The organism is Streptomyces adelaidensis, from assembly GCF_016598475.1.
Lineage (GTDB): Bacteria > Actinomycetota > Actinomycetes > Streptomycetales > Streptomycetaceae > Streptomyces > Streptomyces adelaidensis.
In genome coordinates this window covers 14,151-29,513 of record NZ_JAEMUX010000097.1, presented here as the reverse complement: position 1 = coordinate 29,513, position 15,363 = coordinate 14,151, and the positions used below count along the sequence as shown (strand labels likewise).

Genomic DNA, 15,363 nt, shown 5'->3' with positions numbered 1-15,363 from the left:
GCGGCATCGGACGCGGCATCGGACGCGGCTCCGGTGGCACGCCACACCATCATCGACGGGCTCCTGCGGATTGGGCGGCGGAGACGGGCCCGCCGTCGGCCGTCGCGGACGTTCAGCATTCGTTTATCGCGGCCGGGCACTCTCGTACCTGTCACACCGTCGCGTCGGGGGGCAGGCGGTCTGGCCGGGAGCGCATCCCACTTATGTGCGGCTCCTGACAGCCCGTCCGGCAGCCCTCGGGGGAGCCTCCGGGCGGGCCTTGCTGGACTCGTCACCACAGCAGAGGGACACACGACATGAGCGACAAGAAGACGGCCGCGGACGCCACCACGCAGGACAACGCGATGCCCACGCCGCCGGCCAAGGGCGAGACGGTCACCACGCTCGACAACGCCATGCCGACGCCGCCCGCGAAGAACTCGGGCGTCACCACTCTCGACAACGCCATGCCCAGCGAGCCCGTCAAGACCGAGGACATCCGCACGCTGGACAACGCGATGCCCGCCCCGCCCGCCCTCGACCTCGACGGCGGCAAGTAGGCACAACCAGACTTCCATTCCCACGGGGATCGGCCGCGGTGGCGCGGAGGGGGAGCCACCGCGGCCGAGGCATGTCCGCAGGCGCCGGCCCGTGGTGTCCGGGGAAGCACCCCTTGGCAGAGATGACCCTGGGTGCGAAATGATCTCGCCGGTCGAGCATATGGTCGATCTTCGGCCACCCCGTCCCAGGAGTCGGCCTCGCGGCACCATCACCCCACGTACTTCACCAGTAGCTCACCGGCCGGAGTCGGTGCCCTGCGACGCCTCCGACGCACAGTTCCAGGTCGACGACCCCGGTGCCGGGGAGTGCCGAACGGGAGACTTCCTTGCCTACCCGGAGTACAGCAAGGACGGTGTGACGGCATTCTGCCTGCATCCCTTGACCCCCTGAACATCAACAGGCCCTCCCCCGCAGCTCCCCCTTCACCACCTTCCCGCCGGCGTTCCGCGGCAGCTCCCCCACAAAGGCCACCTTCCTCGGGACCTTGTAGTTGGCCATTTCTCGGCGGGACCAGGCAATGAGGTCGTCGGCGGTCAGCAGGGAGTCCGGGCGGCGTACGACGTAGGCCTTGCCCACTTCGCCCAGGCGGGGATCCGGGATGCCGATGACGGCCACGTCGGCCACATCCGGGTGGAGGCCCAGCAGCTGCTCGATCTCGGCGGGGTAGGCGTTGAAGCCGCCGACGATGAACATGTCCTTGATGCGGTCGGTGATACGGAGATTGCCGGCGTCGTCGAGGACGCCCACGTCGCCGGTGCGCAGCCAGCCGGCCTCGGTGATGGTGCGGGCGGTCTCGGCCGGGTCCTCGAAGTAGCCGCGCATGATGTTGAAGCCGCGGACGAGGACCTCGCCGGGGGAGCCGGGCGGCAGGGGGGTGCCGGAGGGGTCGACGACGCGGATCTCCGTGCCGGGGACGGCCCGGCCGGAGGTCGACGAGATCACCGATGGTTCGTCTCCTCGGCGGCACATCGTGACGATGCCAGTGGCTTCGGAGAGGCCGTACGCGGTGAGGACGGTGTTGACCCGGAGCTCCGTGCGCAGGCGCTCGACCAGGCGCAACGGCACCACCGCCGCGCCCGTCACGACCAGGCGCAGGGCGCTGAGGTCGTAGTCGTCGCGGGCGGGATGGTCCAGGAGGGACTGGTGGAGGGTGGGCGGGCCGGGGAGGACGGAGACGCGTTCGGCGGCCACGTTGGCCATCGCCGTCTCCACGTTGAACACCGGTTGCGGGATCATCGTCGCGCCCCGCATGAGGCAGGCGATCACACCCGCCTTGTAGCCGAAGGTGTGGAAGAACGGGTTCACGATCAGATAGCGGTCGCCCCGCCGGAGTCCGGCGAGTTCGCTCCACACCTCGTACGCCCGCAGGGTCTGCGCGTGGGTGATCACCGCGCCCTTGGGGCGGCCGGTCGTGCCGGAGGTGAAAATGATGTCGGAGGGCGAGTCGCCGGTCAGTGCCGCCGATCGCGCCCGGACCTCGGCCCGGCCCACTCCGTCGCCGCTCGCCAGGAAGTCCTTCCAGGTGCGGAAGTCGGCGGGGGCGTCGTCGGAGAGGACGACGACCTGTTCCAGGTGCGGGAGTCCGGGGAGGGGGACGACGCCGCCGCGCGCCGCCCGCAGACGGCCGCCGTCCGCCCCCGTCGCCCGCCGCAGCGACGCCACGTACGACGTCCCCAGGAACGTGCCGGTGACGAACAGCAGCTTGGCGCGGCTGCGGGCGAGGACGTCCGCCGCCTCGGCGCCCTTGAAGCGGGTGTTGAGGGGGACGAGCACCGCCCCCGCCGAGACCGCGCCGAGCGCGGAGACGATCCAGTCGACGGAGTTCGGCGCCCAGATGGCGACACGGTCGCCGGTCCGGACACCGCTCGCGAGGCACGCGGCCGCCGCACGCTCGACCCGGGCGCCCAGCTCCGCGTACGACACGCGCGTACGCCCGTCGACGACGGCCTCGGCCTCGCCGTACCGCTCGACCGCCGAGCGGAGAAGCCCCGGCACGGTCCCCCACTCCAGGTCCCCACGCACTTCCGCACGCCCACACCCAGTCGCTTCCGCGTCCCCGCACCCATCCCCGACACCGCGCACAGCAGGCCTCCGTACCCGAGAACCACCAACACCTGACTACCCGTCAGATTAGCTGTACCCTGACGGACTGTCAGCAGCCAGCAGCCCCGGTGCGGAGGTGTGCTCCCATGGCCGTGCTCAAGGACGCGACAGCGGTCGTCGGCATCGGCCAGACCTCCTTCGCCAAGCAACTGCCCGAATCCGAGCGGGCGTTGGCATGCCGGGCGATCCTCGCCGCGCTGGACGACGCCGGGATCTCGCCGGACGAGGTGGACGCGCTCGCCTCGTACACCATGGAGGAGACGGACGAGGTGGAGGTGGCCAAGGCGCTCGGCCTCGGGGACCTCACCTACTTCAGCAAGGTGGGTTTCGGGGGCGGTGGTTCATGCGCCACGGTCGCGCATCTGGCCACCGCGATCGCCACCGGGCAGGCCACGGTCGGCGTCGCCTGGCGGTCGCGGAAGAGAGGGTCCGGGCCCCGCCCGTGGAAGAACACCACCGTCCAGCTCCCCACCCCCGCCCAGTGGACCCGCCCGTACGGCCTGCTCCGCCCCGCCGACGAGATAGCCATGCTCGCCCGCCGCCACATGCACGAGTACGGCACCACCCGCGACCACCTCTTCAATGTCGCCCTGGCCTGCCGGAACAGGGCGAACCAGAACCCTGCCGCGATCATGTACGACCGCCCGCTGACCCGCGAGATGTACATGAACTCCCGCTGGATCAGCGAGCCCCTCTGCCTCTACGACAACTGCCTCGAGACGGACGGGGCGTTGGCGTGCGTCCTCGTCTCCGCCGAACGCGCGCGGGACTGCCGCCGGCCGCCCGTCTACGTCCACTCCGCCGCCCAGGGCCTGCCCGCCCAGCACCACGGCATGGTCAACTACTGGAACGACGACCCGCTGACCGGCCCCGCCTGGACCGCCGCCCGACACCTCTGGAAACACGCGGACTTCACCCCGGACGACGTCGACGTCGCCCAGATCTACGACGCCTTCACCGCCCTCGTCCCGCTCTCCCTGGAGGGCTACGGCTTCTGCGGCCGGGGCGAGGGCGGCGCGTACACGGAGGGCGGCGCCCTCGAAATCGGCGGCCGGCTGCCCCTCAACACCTCCGGGGGCGGGCTCAGCGAGGCGTACGTGCACGGGTTCAACCTGATCACCGAGGGCGTCCGGCAGTTGCGGGGGACGAGCACCGCCCAGGTGCCGGGGGCGGCGACCTGCCTGGTGACGGCGGGCGAGGGAGTACCGACATCGGCTCTGCTGCTGAGGAGTTGAGGGAGTTGAGGGAGTTGAGGGCATGCTGATCCCTGTCGTGGACGACGACGGCGCCCCCTTCTGGGAGTACGCCGCCCGAGGCGAACTGCGCGTCCAGGGGTGCGCCGACTGCGGTGAACTCCGCTTCCCGCCCCGCCCCTGCTGCCCGCACTGCCGCTCCTTCGCGAGCGAGTGGCGCCGGGTCTCGGGCCGCGGCCGCGTCTGGTCGTACGTCCTCCCCCACCCGCCCCTCCTCCCCGACTACGCCGAGCAGGCCCCGTACAACGTCGTCCTCGTCGAACTGGCCGACGCCCCGCGCATCCGCCTCGTCGGCAACCTGGTGAGCGAGGCAGGCGCTGGGCTCGACTCGGTGCCGGTGGAGCGGATTCGGATCGGGGCGCGGGTGCAGGTGGTCTTCACCGCCACCGCTCTGCCCCAGTGGGTACTGGAGCGGCCATGACCTCCTTGCGCGTCACCACCGACAAGGACACCGGTGTCGCCCTCCTCACCCTGGACCGCCCCGAGAGACTCAACGCGATCGACCTCGACACGGCCGAGCAACTGGCGTTGTCATGGCGGCAGTTGAGGTTCGATGACTCCGTACGGGCCGTCGTCGTGACCGGGGCCGGCGAGCGGGCCTTCTGTACGGGTCTCGACCGGGACGCGGCCGCCGCCGTACCGCAGCCCAACTCCCCCTACGCGATCGACGATCCGCTGCTCACGATCGGCCCGAAGGCGAACGACCTGTGGAAACCTGTGATCGCCGCCGTGAACGGGATGGCGTGCGGCGGGGCCTTCTACCTCCTCGGGGAGGCCGAGTTCGTGGTCGCGGACTCCGCGGCCACCTTCTTCGACCCGCACACCACCTACGGCATGGTCAGCGCCTTCGAGTCCGTCCTCATGGCCCAGCGGATGCCGTACGGGGAGGTCGCGCGGATGGCGTTGATGGGCACCGCCGAGCGCGTCTCGGCGCGACGGGCGTACGAGGTGGGGCTGGTGTCGGAGGTGACGGAACCCGGCGAGGCCGTCCCCGCCGCCGTGCGGGCCGCCGAGATCATCGCCGGGTATCCGACGGAGGCCGTGCAGGGCACGGTGCGGGCCTGCTGGGCCGCCCGGGAGGCGGCCAGGGCGCACGCCCTCGCGTACGCCCCGCACCTCGTCTCGTTGGGCAACCTGCCGGGGGATCGGCAGGCGGAGCTGTTCGCGGGGCGGCAGCCTGGTGGGTTCCGGTTGCGGTGACCGTGGCAGTGGCAGTGGCAGTGGCAGTGGCAGTGGCAGTGGCGGAGCGTCAGTCCGCGGACGCGATCGGATCGGCCTCGCAGTGGTCGGCCTTCTCCGCGACGCCAGCGTTGGACATGTCCACCTGAACCTCCACCTTCTCCCCGGCGGCGACGAACTCGTCCTCGCTCATCTGCTCCACCCGCCGGGACGCGGCGTCGAGGAAGTCCACGGTCACCGTGAAGTAGGCGCCCCTGGAGTTCGGGTTGGTGATCTCCACCGTCGCGTACGGGGCGGCCTCCGTGGCGCAGCTGATCAGCTTCACCGTGCCGTCCCGCAAACGCTCCGAGTTCGAGGAGCCCGACGAACCGGATGATCCGGATGAGCCGGAGCTGTAGTCGTCGTCGAAGTCATCGTCGTCATCGTCGTAGTCGCGGTAGCCTCCGGACCCGGACCCGGACGAGGACGAGGACGACGAACTGTCGTGGTCCTGGGACGAGGAGCTGCAGCCGCCTCCGCTGCCGCCGTCGCTGCTCCCGCTGGAGCCGCCGTGGCCTCGGCCGGTCGAGAACCCGGTCAGGGCGAGTACGACGATCGCCGTCATCGACGCGAACTTCAGCCCGCGCCCCCGTGTTCGCATATGCATGCCTATCCTCTCCGGTCAGGCCGCGTGACGTTCCACGCCGGTCAGCTCGCAGGTGCCGCCGCTCGCCGCGAAGGCGCTGTCGTCCACCGAGCCCGCGTCCACCTTGACGTTGAGGGCGCCGGAGGAACCGGCGGGCACGGCCGTGATGTTGCCGCCGTCAGTGGTGTAGACGTGCTTGCCGTCGACGTCCGTGAACTCGACGTCGAACTGGTAGCTGTACGTGGTGGTCGAGCTGCTGTTGGTGGCGCGGACCCGGGCGGCGAGACCGTTGTCGTACGTACAGGACTCGATCTTCAGGTCGTTGGCGGCGCGCCTGGAGCTGGACGACCCGCCGGACGACCCGGAGGTGGTGGTCCCGTCCGAGGTGCTGTCGCTGCCGCCGCTGGACGAGCTGGACGAGGAGGAGGAGCCGCCGGAGCAGCTTCCGCCGCTGGAGCCGCGGGCTCCGGTGAGCGCGAAGACGGCGAGACCGAAGACGGCGACAGCCCGGACATGACGAGACTTCACTTTGCTCAACCCCCGTTGAGTAGCACCCTTTTGATGTCACACCTGCAAACCGGATCGCTCCAGTGGCAGGTCCACGACACCCTAACAGCATGTGAAGCCCTCAGAAGTCCGTGCCGCCCGGCACTCATCCGGGCCCTCGGTCACCTCTCAGGCCCGCAGCCCTCTCGCCCGTCCGGCAGGCTCAGCGGCGGGTGCGGGTGGTACCGGCGGAGAGCGGTGTGTCCGCCGATCCAGTAGGCGCGCGCCTTGGGAGTGCCCTCCATGCGAACGGAGGTGATGTCGGGTTCGCCGGCGTCCCGCCACGCGAACGAGCCCTAGCTGAACGCGCCGCCCTTGGCCCCGTCGAGGAAGGCGCGCCAGCCGTCAGGGGTGAGGTGGAGGAGGGGGCCGTGGGGGGTCTTGCTGTCGCGGACGGCTCGGCCGCCGGTGGAGGTGAAGGCGACCTCGACACAGTTGCCCTCGCCTGCGGTGTACGACGACTTCCAGAAGGGGCTTACGACCTCGGTCACGATGCGTCTTCCTTGATACTTCGCAGGGCGCTCCGAACGAGCCGCGCACTGGCATCCGGCGCCAGTGCCGACGATCGTAGTTGGTCGAACGCATTGGCGTAAGCCGCCAGATCCTCCGGCCCTTCAAGGACCGAGGTACCCCTCAAGTTCTCCAGGGTCACGGCTTCGACGGTCGGCTCGGACTCAAAGCTGAAGGAAGAGAAGCCAGCGGCGGCGCCCGCCACTGTTCCCGCGCTGAACGGCAGGATCTGGACGGTGACGTTCTGCCGTTTCCCCACGTCAAGCATCGTGGACAGCTGTTCCCGGTGAACGTCAACACTCACCACGGGATGGGCGATAGCGCCTTCCCAGATGATGGTCGCGTACGTCGCTCCGCCTTCCTCGATCTTGGCCTGCCGCCCCTCACGCACTTTCACCAACTGGGCAACCCGCTCGGGGGCGATGTAGTGAGGTGTCGCCGTAATAACCGCCTCCGCATAAGCCGGGGTTTGCAAGAGCCCCGGCACCAGAACCGGCTGCCACTCCCGGATGTAGGTGGCGTCATCCTCCAGCGCGATGTGATCGAGGTAGTCCGCCCGCAGGTGTGCCGCATGTTCCAGCCACCAGCCCCGGTTCTTGGAACGCTTGGCCAAGTCCTCCAGCTTGTCGCGTACTTCCTGGTCCGTGATGCCGTACGCATCCAACAACAGCCGCACCTCGATGACGCGCGGCGTCGCATGCCCGGTCTCGATGCGGCTGATCCTGGCCTGACTTGACGCGATCACCTCGGCGGCGTGCGGCTGGTCCAGCTTCACGGCCTGTCGGTAGTTCCTCAGCGCCGAGCCCAGTCGCCTACTGCGCACCGTCGGCCGTCCACCTGCGGGCATGAGTTCTCCCCTCTCCTCCGGCCACCATGCCATGCCAGCCGTCAACCGTAAGTCGCCATCACACGATCGAATGACACCTCTGCATGTATTCAGTCGTTCTCATTGCACGGGTTCCGAATTTAGCCCTAGCTTCAAAACGTGCGCCGCTCAGCGGCCGAATCTTGACGCCACGTCAGGGGGTTTACTCGCCATGCCCGCACTCGCCCCACGCCGCGACTCCTTCCGTATCCCCAAGCGCAGAAGACACGTCCCCGAAACCCGAGCTGCCGTGCGCCGCATCCTCAAGGACTGGGCCGTCGGCTCCGAACTCGCCGCCGACATCGCCACGGTGGCGACCGAGCTGGTCACCAATGCTGTACGGCACTGCCGGGTGCCCCTCGCCGAGATCGAGGTGGTGGTGTCGATCCGGGGCTGTGGGCTGCTGCTTGAGGTGTCGGACCCGGACCGGGGGAGGCTTCCGGCGGCGCGTACAGAATGCGACCCGGAAGGCGAGGGCAGGCGGGGGCTGACGTTGGTCGACGCGCTCGCGGAGCGGTGGGGCCATGAGGCGCGGCCGTTCACGAAGTGCGTGTGGGCGTACTTCGTGCTGCCCGAGGAGTCGCGGTGCGCCAGGTGACGCCGCCGCCGCTCAGTCCTGAACGCGCCCGGTGGCGGCGCTGGGCCGCGCGCTCGGCACGGCATCGGGCCACGCACGGCCGGTGGTTGCCGCTGCTCCCCCGCGAACCGTGCTGGGAGCCGCCGCGTACACACGTGAACGCACACGCCGAGTACCCCCCCCCGCACGCGGAGCGGGACATCGTACGGCCGTATGTCGCGGCGTACTTGGGAGAGGAGCGGCCGAGATGGGCATGAGCGCGGAGCCGGGGGCATGGCCTGGGCAGCCGGACCCGGTCAGGGCCACCTTCAACGCCTGGCTCGACCATGTCCTCACCTGCGACGGCGGCTGCCGCGTCCGGTCACGCCACTGCTACCACTCGGAACGACTGGGCGAACGGCACCGCGAGGCCACAAGAGCCGCACGCACCCGGCGATGAATCGACGGCGCGGACCGAAAAGCAAGGGGCGCGGCCCCTGCTTTTCAGGGGCGCGGGGAACTGCGCGAGCAACCACACACCACCCGCACCCGCCGACGCACACACACCCCCGAGCTGTCCGGCGCCCTACGTCGTCCGAGCCGTCCCCGTCCCCTTCTCCGCGTCCAGCGCGTACACGCACCGGTCCTTGCTGCACGCGTACACGACGCCGTCCTTGACCACGGGCGACCCCGTGATCTCGCCCCCCGTCGCCAGCTTCCACCGCAGCCGACCGTCATCCGCCTTCAGCGTGTACAGCAGGTGGTCCGTGGACCCGAAGTGGATCCGTCCCTCCGCCACCGACGGCGCGCCGACGATCTCGCCGCCCGCCTGGAAGCGCCACTTCGGGGTGCCGGTGACCGCGTCGAGGGTGTAGAGGCCCTTGCCGCTGCCGACGTGGACGTGGCCCGCGGCGACGAGGACGGGTTCCAGGGAGGAGCGGGACTCGGTGGCGATGCGCCAGCGGTCGCGGCCGTCGGTGGCGTCGAGGGCGTAGACCGTGCCGAGGTAGTCGGCGAGGTAGACGCCGCCGCCGGTGACGGCGGGGCCCGGCGCGAAGGTGGGCGCGGAGAGGAAGACGGCCGGTGCCTCGAAGTGCCAGCGGACGTGTCCGCCGGCCACGTCGATGGCGAGGACCCGGCTGCCGGCGGAGACGTACACGTATCCGTCCGTCGCCGGCGTCAGCCGGACCGGGACTCCGCCGCAGGACGCCGCGTCGCCGATGGGGTACGACCAGCGCTCCTCGCCCGTGCGGGCGTCCAGGGCGCGCAGCCGGGCGTCCCGCCAGACGTAGACCGTGCCGTCCTGGAGGACCGGGCCGGCCTCGGGGGACTCGAAGTCGGTCTGGGCGCCGGCGATCTCCCAGAGTTTCTGCCCGTTGGACGCCTCCCAGCCCTGTACGCCGCCGCCCCGGGTGGCGGTGACGACCGTTCCCCGGTCGGCTTTGAGCGAGTACACCCAGGCGTCCGTCGACAGCCGCCACAGGTCGCCGCCCTCACGGGCGTCGAGCGCGAAGAGGGTCGGGCCGTCGGAGGCGTGGATACGGCCGTCCGCGACCGCCATGGACCAGGCGACGTCGCGGGTCTTGAAGCGGCGCCGGCCGGTGGCGACGTCGAGGGCGTGGACCTCGAAGGAGGTGACGTAGACGAGGTCGTCGGCGACCGACGGGGTGCCCCAGACGTCGTTCGACATGCGAAAGCGCCAGGGGCGCCAGCCGGAGGCGGCCGGCTCGGGCACGGGTGGGGCGGGCACGGCGGGGCCGGGGTCCGCGCCGTTCACGCCGGCGCGCGCCCGGGACCAGGAGGCGGCGAGGCCCGCTTCCGGAGGGGGCGCCTGTACGGCGGCGGCACGGGCGTCGGCGACCCGGGGCCCGGGGCCGATGGGCACCTGAGCGCCGGCGAGCCGGACCGGCCCGGCGTCGGGGGCGCCGGGCGAGACCGGCGCGGGGTCGTAGGAGGGCGGGGGCGGCGGTGCGGGGGCGGCGGGCCGGCCACCGCCGGCGCTGCGGCCGCCGGAGCTCTGGTGCGGTTTGGGCGCCGGACGTCCGCCGCGGCGGGTCTCGATCAGGCTGACGGCCTTCTCGGGCAGCCACGCCGACGCCGTACCGCTGTCGTCCGAGCCGGAGCCGAAGAGGTGGGGTGCGAGCTGGGACTGGAGGTCGGCGGGGTTGGGGCGGGCGGTCGGGTCCATCTGCATACAGGACTCGATGAGGGGCCGGAGGTCGTCCGGGAGGCCGGCGAGGTCCGGGCCCTCGCGCAGCAGCATGAAGACGGTCTCGACGGGATTGGCCCCGTGGAACGGCGCGTGCCCGGTGGCGGCGAACACGAGCATCGAACCGAGCGAGAAGACGTCGCTCGCGCCGGTCACGCTTCGCGAGTCCTTCGCCTGTTCGGGCGACATGTAGGCGGGCGTACCGACGGCGACATTGGTCATCGTCAAACGCGTGTTCGATACGCCGGACGCGATGCCGAAGTCGATCACCCGTGGCCCGTCCTCGACGACGAGCACGTTGGAGGGCTTCAGGTCCCGGTGGACGAGTCCGGCACCATGGATGGACTGGAGGGCTTCCGCCACCCCCGCGGCGAACCAGCGCACGGCCTGGACCGGCATCGGCCCGCAGTCGTTCACTATTTCCTCGAGCGAGGGCGCGGGGACGTACGCGGTCGCCAGCCACGGCACGGCGGCGCGCGGGTCGGCGTCGACCACGGCGGCCGTGTAGAAACCGGACACCGCGCGGGCCGCCTCGACCTCGCGGGTGAAACGGACCCGGAAGAGCTGGTCCTCCGCCAGCTCCGTCCGCACGGTCTTGATCGCCACCCGCCGGCCCGACGCCGAGCGCGCCAGATAGACCAGCCCCATACCGCCGGCACCCAGCCGTCCCAGCACCTCGAACGGCCCGATCCGCCGCGGATCGTGCTGCGTCAGCTGATCCACCACTTGCCCTGCCACCTCCCCGTACCCCGCGCTGTTACGCGACCCCGTGCAGCGTCTCACCACCGAACCGCCATGGCGGCACGCACCCCGATTCTTCCTGTACCGGGGGCAGGTTGCGAACCCGGGCGCGGATCGGGGTGTCTCGGCACAAAACGGCCTCAAGAAGCGGGCGCCCGGACGGTGAGGCACCTCGGCGGCCGACGTACCACCGGCGCACAACCCGGTACGACGGCACGTGCATCCGACCGTGCAGCGGCCCCGGTACTCGTCGGGTAGGGGCGACCGGTCTCCGTCAGCCCCCTGGCCGGCCGGGGTCCTCCGGCCGGTCAGCCGCCGTCTTCTCGCTGGTCAGCCGCCGTCCGCGCGTCGGATCGGCCGCCGGGCCCCCGCTGATCCTCCCCGCCGGATTTCCGCTGCTCGTCGCCCTGCTGCCGCAGATCGTCCGGCCGCTGCTGCGCCTGATCCGCCTCCTGCGGCGCCTCCCGCCAGCCGTTTCCGTCGCCGCGCTGGAGCAGCGCGAACGACGCGCCCTGATTGTCCGTGACGACCGCCACATTCCCGTACGACGTCTCGAACGGATCCGTCCGCACCCGGCCCCCCAGCCGGCCGACCGTCCCGAGGGCGGCCTCGCAGTCGTCGGTGCCGAAGTGGATCAGGAAATGCGGTGGCATCTCCGCCGGGAAGACGTCCGTGAGCGCGGCCCGCCCGAAGTCCGGGGCGGCGTCCGGGCCGAACAGCGCGTCGTGGAACAGGTACGCGTAGAAGGAGTTGGCCGCCTCGGTGTCCCGGGTGTACAGCTCGGCCCACGCGAACGTGCCGGGTTCGTGCCGCCGCCCGAAGCCCCGGTGCGTGCCGGCCTGCCAGATCCCGAAGACGGCGCCCTCGGGATCGGTGGCGAGCACGGCCGTGCCGAGGTGCCCGACCGGGGTCGGCGGGGTGATCACCTGGCCGCCGGCCGCGGTGATCCGGGCGGTGAGCGCGACCGCGTCGGGCGTCGCGAAGTGGACGGTCCAGACGGTGGGGAAACGGCCGTCGGGCTTGGGGGCGAGCGCGGCGACGGGGGTGAGAGAGGTGGGGGCGGGGGTGCGGGTGGTGGAGGCGGCGGGGCTCCGGGGAGCCTCTGGGGCTGAGGGCACTGAGGGCACTGAGGGGGCCTCGGGGGCTGGGGGGGCTGCGGGAGTGCCTGGGGCGTACGCCCACAGTTCGCGTGCGCCGTCGCCGGGGGCCACCGCGAAGGTCCATCCGAAGAGTTCGCCGTAGAAGCGCTTGCCCGCCTCCACGTCGGGAAGCTGGGCGTCCACCCAGCAGGGGACGCCCTCCGGGTACGCCGCGGCTCCCGTCTCATCGGCCATACGGCCAAGCTAACGGGCGCTCACGCGGGGCGCGCGTCGGAGGCGTCCGCGCCGTGCGCTCGCCGAGTCCGCGCCGCGCCCACGCCGTGTAATCGCCGCGCTTACGGCGGGGAGTGCGAAAGGAACCCGCCAAAGCGCCCCATGATCGCCCCACGAACCCCTTGGTGAAGCCCCTGCTCCCCATTTGCAGTCGGCCGAATCGCGCTCCGATCACCCCTCGGTAAGCTGACGGCATGACAGGACAAGTGCGTACCGTCGACGGCCGCGTGGCCGGCCGGCGAGGGCAGGCGACTCGGCAGAAGCTGCTCGACTGCCTCAGCGAGATGCTCAGCTCGTCGCCCTACCGGGACGTCAAGGTCATTGATGTCGCCCGGAAGGCGGGCACTTCACCCGCGACCTTCTACCAGTACTTCCCGGACGTCGAAGGCGCCGTGCTCGAGATCGCCGAGCAAATGGCAGCCGAGGGCGCCACGTTGACCAGCCTTCTCGAAGGACGCTCCTGGGCCGGCAAGGCCGGTTGGCAGACCTCCCAGGAACTCGTCGACGGATTCCTGGAGTTCTGGCGCAGGAACGACGCGATCCTCCGGGTCGTCGACCTGGGCGCCGCCGAGGGCGACAAACGCTTCTACAAGCTCCGCATGAAGATCCTCAACTCGGTCACCAACTCCCTCGCGGAGACGGTCTCCGAGCTCCAGGCCAAGGGCCGGGTCGACAAGGACGTGAGCCCGGCGGCCCTCGCCGGCTCCCTCGTCGCGATGCTCGCCTCGGTCTCCTCGCACCAGAAGGGCTTCCAGACCTGGGGCGTCAAGCAGGCCGAACTGAAGCCCAACCTGGCCCTGTTGGTCCACCTGGGCATCACCGGCAAGAAGCCGACGAAGTAGCCGGCCGGCCCGGTGACCCGGTGACCTGATGACCCGGTGACCTGGTCGCCGGGACAGCCCCGGCACGCCCCGGCCCTGGCCTCGGCCCCCCATGCGAACCCGGACGCGGATCCTGTCATCCGGGCGGCACCCTCCCCCGAGGCGTGCCGCCCGCCGCGTCCACGGGCCGACTCGGGGGCCTCAGCGCCGTACGATCCGGAACACCCGGATCTCCCGCTCCACCCGCGCCTGATACGTCGAGTACGGCGGCCAGAACCGCAGCAACTCCTGCCAGGCGGCCGCCCGTTCCGCCCCCGACAGCAGGTGTGCGGTGACCGGGATGTCCTGGCCCTGCCAGCTGATCCCGGCGTCGGGGTGGGCCAGCAGGTTGGCGCTCCAGGCGGGATGGCCGGGGCGCCCGAAGTTCGACCCGATGAGAATCCAACTCGCGCCCCCTTTCTCGGGCATACAGGCCAGCGGCGTACGACGCGGCACCCCGCTCCTCGCCCCGGTCGCGGTCAGGACGACGCCGGGCAGCAACTGCGCGCTGAGCAGTACCCGGCCCCTGGTCACCCGGTGCACGGCCCGGTCCAGCGCGGGGATGACATGCGGCGCGACCCTCGCGAACGCCGGCGCCGAGGAGACCTTCTGCACCAGCCGTACACCCATGTCCTTCATCCCCGCCGCACTCCTCGAAGCCATCAGCCCCGCACCTCCTGCTCCTGCTCCTGCTCCTGCTCCTGCTCCTGCTCCTGCTCCTGCTCCTGCTCCTGCACATCGACCCCGAAGACCCCCACCAAGTCGGCCGCCCGACCCCGTAGCCGGTGCACCGGCCCGAAGAGCGACTCGTCCCCGGCGGCCCGCTTGAAGTACAGCTGCGCCTCGTGCTCCCAGGTGAACCCGATCCCGCCGTGCAGCTGGATGCCCTCCCCGGCGGCGAGCCGCGACGCCTCCAGGGCCTGGGCGAGCGCCAGCCCGCCGATCCGTTCGCCGCCGGCCGTGGCCGCCCATGCCGCGTAGTACGCCGCCGACCGGGCGGCCCGTACCCCCACATACACCTCCGCGAGCCGGTGCTTCACCGCCTGGAACGACCCGATCGGCCGCCCGAACTGCTCCCGCTGCCGCACATACGCGACAGTCCGCTCCAACGCCCGGTCGGCGGCCCCCACGGCCTCGGCCGCGAGCACGGCGGCGGCACCATCACCAACGGCGGCGAGCGCGGACGACACCTCGGCCCCGTCGTCACGCCCCAGCAACTCCCCCTCCACATCCCGGAGTTCGACCCGAGCAACCGCTCGCGTCTCGTCGATGGAGGTCTGCCGCACCCGTACGAGCCCCGCGCTCGCGCCCGCGTGCACGAGGAACAGCAGCGTCCGTGACCGGGCGAACCCCCCGGTGTGCGCGGCCACGACGAGCATCCCCGCGCTGTGCCCGTCGAGCACCTGCCCGACCTCCCCGTACAGCCGCCACCCGGGGCCGTCGCCGTCGCGCCGCGCCTGGACGCCACCGGCGCGTCCGCCGCCGGCCCACCCGCCCCGGTTGTCGCCGGTCAGCGCCAGGGCGGTGGTGAGGGCCGGGCCGGGCACGGCGAGGGCAGCGGTGAGCCGGCCGGAGGCGAGGCGGGGCAGCAGCGCGGCGCGCTGCCGCTCGGTACCGAGGGCGACGATCAGGGGAGCGACGAGGACGGCGGTGGAGAGCAGCGGCGAGGGGGCCAGCGCCCGACCCAACTCCTCGACAGCGAGCGCCAGTTCGGCGACCGAGCAGCCGACGCCGCCGTACCTCTCGGGGAGGGCGAGGCCGGGCAGCCCGAGCTGTTCGGCGAGGGCGGTCCACAGTGCGCGGTCGTACCCCTCCCCCGTCCGCACGGCCGCCCGGACGTCCTGCGGACCGCAGCGCTTGAGCAGCAACTCACGTACCGTGCGCCGGATCTCCTCCTGTTCGGCGGTGAAGCGGGCATCCATGACCGACCCCCCCTCCTCCCTCTGCCCATCTCGTATCTGACGCTCCGTCATATTAGGCCGCACGCTCCCTGATGCACAGAG

General features: G+C 71.4%; 15 protein-coding genes. 6 read left to right on the top strand and 9 right to left on the bottom strand.

The window, feature by feature from the left end; translation table 11 throughout:
• Positions 1 to 296 precede the first annotated feature (296 nt).
• Complete coding sequence (gene afsS / locus I8N67_RS35380; protein WP_200308389.1) at positions 297 to 539, top strand: regulatory protein AfsS; 243 nt, start codon at positions 297 to 299, stop codon at positions 537 to 539.
• 394 nt (positions 540 to 933) lie between these two features.
• On the opposite strand, the gene I8N67_RS35375 is transcribed toward afsS, so the two are convergent.
• On the bottom strand, positions 934 to 2,562 hold the full coding sequence (locus I8N67_RS35375) for a FadD3 family acyl-CoA ligase (protein ID WP_200308388.1): 1,629 nt from the start codon (positions 2,560 to 2,562) through the stop codon (positions 934 to 936).
• A 167-nt stretch (positions 2,563 to 2,729) separates the two neighbouring features.
• Between I8N67_RS35375 and I8N67_RS35370 the strand changes: the two genes are divergently transcribed.
• Genes I8N67_RS35370 through I8N67_RS35360 form a run of 3 tightly spaced genes read left to right on the top strand, consistent with a single transcriptional unit; the run spans position 2,730 to position 5,096 of the window.
• Complete coding sequence (locus I8N67_RS35370) at positions 2,730 to 3,878, top strand: lipid-transfer protein (protein ID WP_200308387.1); 1,149 nt, start codon at positions 2,730 to 2,732, stop codon at positions 3,876 to 3,878.
• Between the two features lie 22 nt (positions 3,879 to 3,900).
• Positions 3,901 to 4,317, top strand: a complete 417-nt coding sequence (locus I8N67_RS35365) for a Zn-ribbon domain-containing OB-fold protein (RefSeq protein ID WP_200308386.1) — start codon at positions 3,901 to 3,903, stop codon at positions 4,315 to 4,317.
• Positions 4,314 to 5,096, top strand: a complete 783-nt coding sequence (locus I8N67_RS35360) for an enoyl-CoA hydratase/isomerase family protein (RefSeq protein WP_200308385.1) — start codon at positions 4,314 to 4,316, stop codon at positions 5,094 to 5,096. Before I8N67_RS35365 ends, I8N67_RS35360 begins: the two co-directional genes overlap by 4 nt.
• A gap of 49 nt (positions 5,097 to 5,145) precedes the next feature.
• Here the strand turns inward: I8N67_RS35360 and I8N67_RS35355 are convergent, their stop codons facing one another.
• The 4 genes from I8N67_RS35355 to I8N67_RS35340 all read right to left on the bottom strand — a co-directional run bounded on the left by I8N67_RS35355 (position 5,146) and on the right by I8N67_RS35340 (position 7,603).
• Positions 5,146 to 5,721, bottom strand: a complete 576-nt coding sequence (locus I8N67_RS35355; RefSeq protein WP_307835462.1) for a hypothetical protein — start codon at positions 5,719 to 5,721, stop codon at positions 5,146 to 5,148.
• A gap of 15 nt (positions 5,722 to 5,736) precedes the next feature.
• Entirely contained in the window at positions 5,737 to 6,228 is a 492-nt protein-coding gene (locus I8N67_RS35350; RefSeq protein WP_200308384.1) for a hypothetical protein, read from the bottom strand.
• A gap of 314 nt (positions 6,229 to 6,542) precedes the next feature.
• The gene (locus I8N67_RS35345) at positions 6,543 to 6,737 is read right to left on the bottom strand and encodes a DUF397 domain-containing protein (RefSeq protein ID WP_200308383.1); all 195 of its coding nucleotides are present in this window, start codon (positions 6,735 to 6,737) and stop codon (positions 6,543 to 6,545) included.
• Positions 6,734 to 7,603 carry a helix-turn-helix domain-containing protein gene (locus tag I8N67_RS35340; protein ID WP_200308382.1) on the bottom strand — a complete coding sequence of 290 codons (870 nt, stop codon included), beginning with the start codon at positions 7,601 to 7,603 and terminating at the stop codon, positions 6,734 to 6,736. Before I8N67_RS35340 ends, I8N67_RS35345 begins: the two co-directional genes overlap by 4 nt.
• A gap of 190 nt (positions 7,604 to 7,793) precedes the next feature.
• On the opposite strand from I8N67_RS35340, the gene I8N67_RS35335 reads away from it, so the two are divergent.
• Positions 7,794 to 8,219: an ATP-binding protein gene (locus I8N67_RS35335; RefSeq protein ID WP_200308381.1), complete on the top strand. Its 426-nt coding sequence runs from the start codon at positions 7,794 to 7,796 to the stop codon at positions 8,217 to 8,219.
• A 544-nt stretch (positions 8,220 to 8,763) separates the two neighbouring features.
• Here the strand turns inward: I8N67_RS35335 and I8N67_RS35330 are convergent.
• A complete protein-coding gene (locus I8N67_RS35330; protein WP_200308380.1) occupies positions 8,764 to 11,112 on the bottom strand; it encodes a serine/threonine-protein kinase in 2,349 nt (782 codons plus the stop codon).
• Between the two features lie 323 nt (positions 11,113 to 11,435).
• Positions 11,436 to 12,461, bottom strand: coding sequence for an AfsK-binding protein KbpA (gene kbpA, locus I8N67_RS35325; RefSeq protein ID WP_200308379.1), 1,026 nt, complete (start codon positions 12,459 to 12,461; stop codon positions 11,436 to 11,438).
• A 233-nt stretch (positions 12,462 to 12,694) separates the two neighbouring features.
• On the opposite strand from kbpA, the gene I8N67_RS35320 reads away from it, so the two are divergent.
• The gene (locus I8N67_RS35320; RefSeq protein ID WP_200308378.1) at positions 12,695 to 13,342 is read left to right on the top strand and encodes a TetR family transcriptional regulator; all 648 of its coding nucleotides are present in this window, start codon (positions 12,695 to 12,697) and stop codon (positions 13,340 to 13,342) included.
• Positions 13,343 to 13,522: 180 nt separating this feature from the next.
• Here I8N67_RS35320 and I8N67_RS35315 read toward each other — a convergent pair whose 3' ends face one another.
• Both I8N67_RS35315 and I8N67_RS35310 read right to left on the bottom strand, forming a co-directional pair.
• Complete coding sequence (locus I8N67_RS35315; protein WP_200308377.1) at positions 13,523 to 14,023, bottom strand: nitroreductase/quinone reductase family protein; 501 nt, start codon at positions 14,021 to 14,023, stop codon at positions 13,523 to 13,525.
• Entirely contained in the window at positions 14,023 to 15,282 is a 1,260-nt protein-coding gene (locus I8N67_RS35310; protein ID WP_200308376.1) for an acyl-CoA dehydrogenase family protein, read from the bottom strand. Before I8N67_RS35310 ends, I8N67_RS35315 begins: the two co-directional genes overlap by 1 nt.
• Positions 15,283 to 15,363 lie beyond the last annotated feature (81 nt).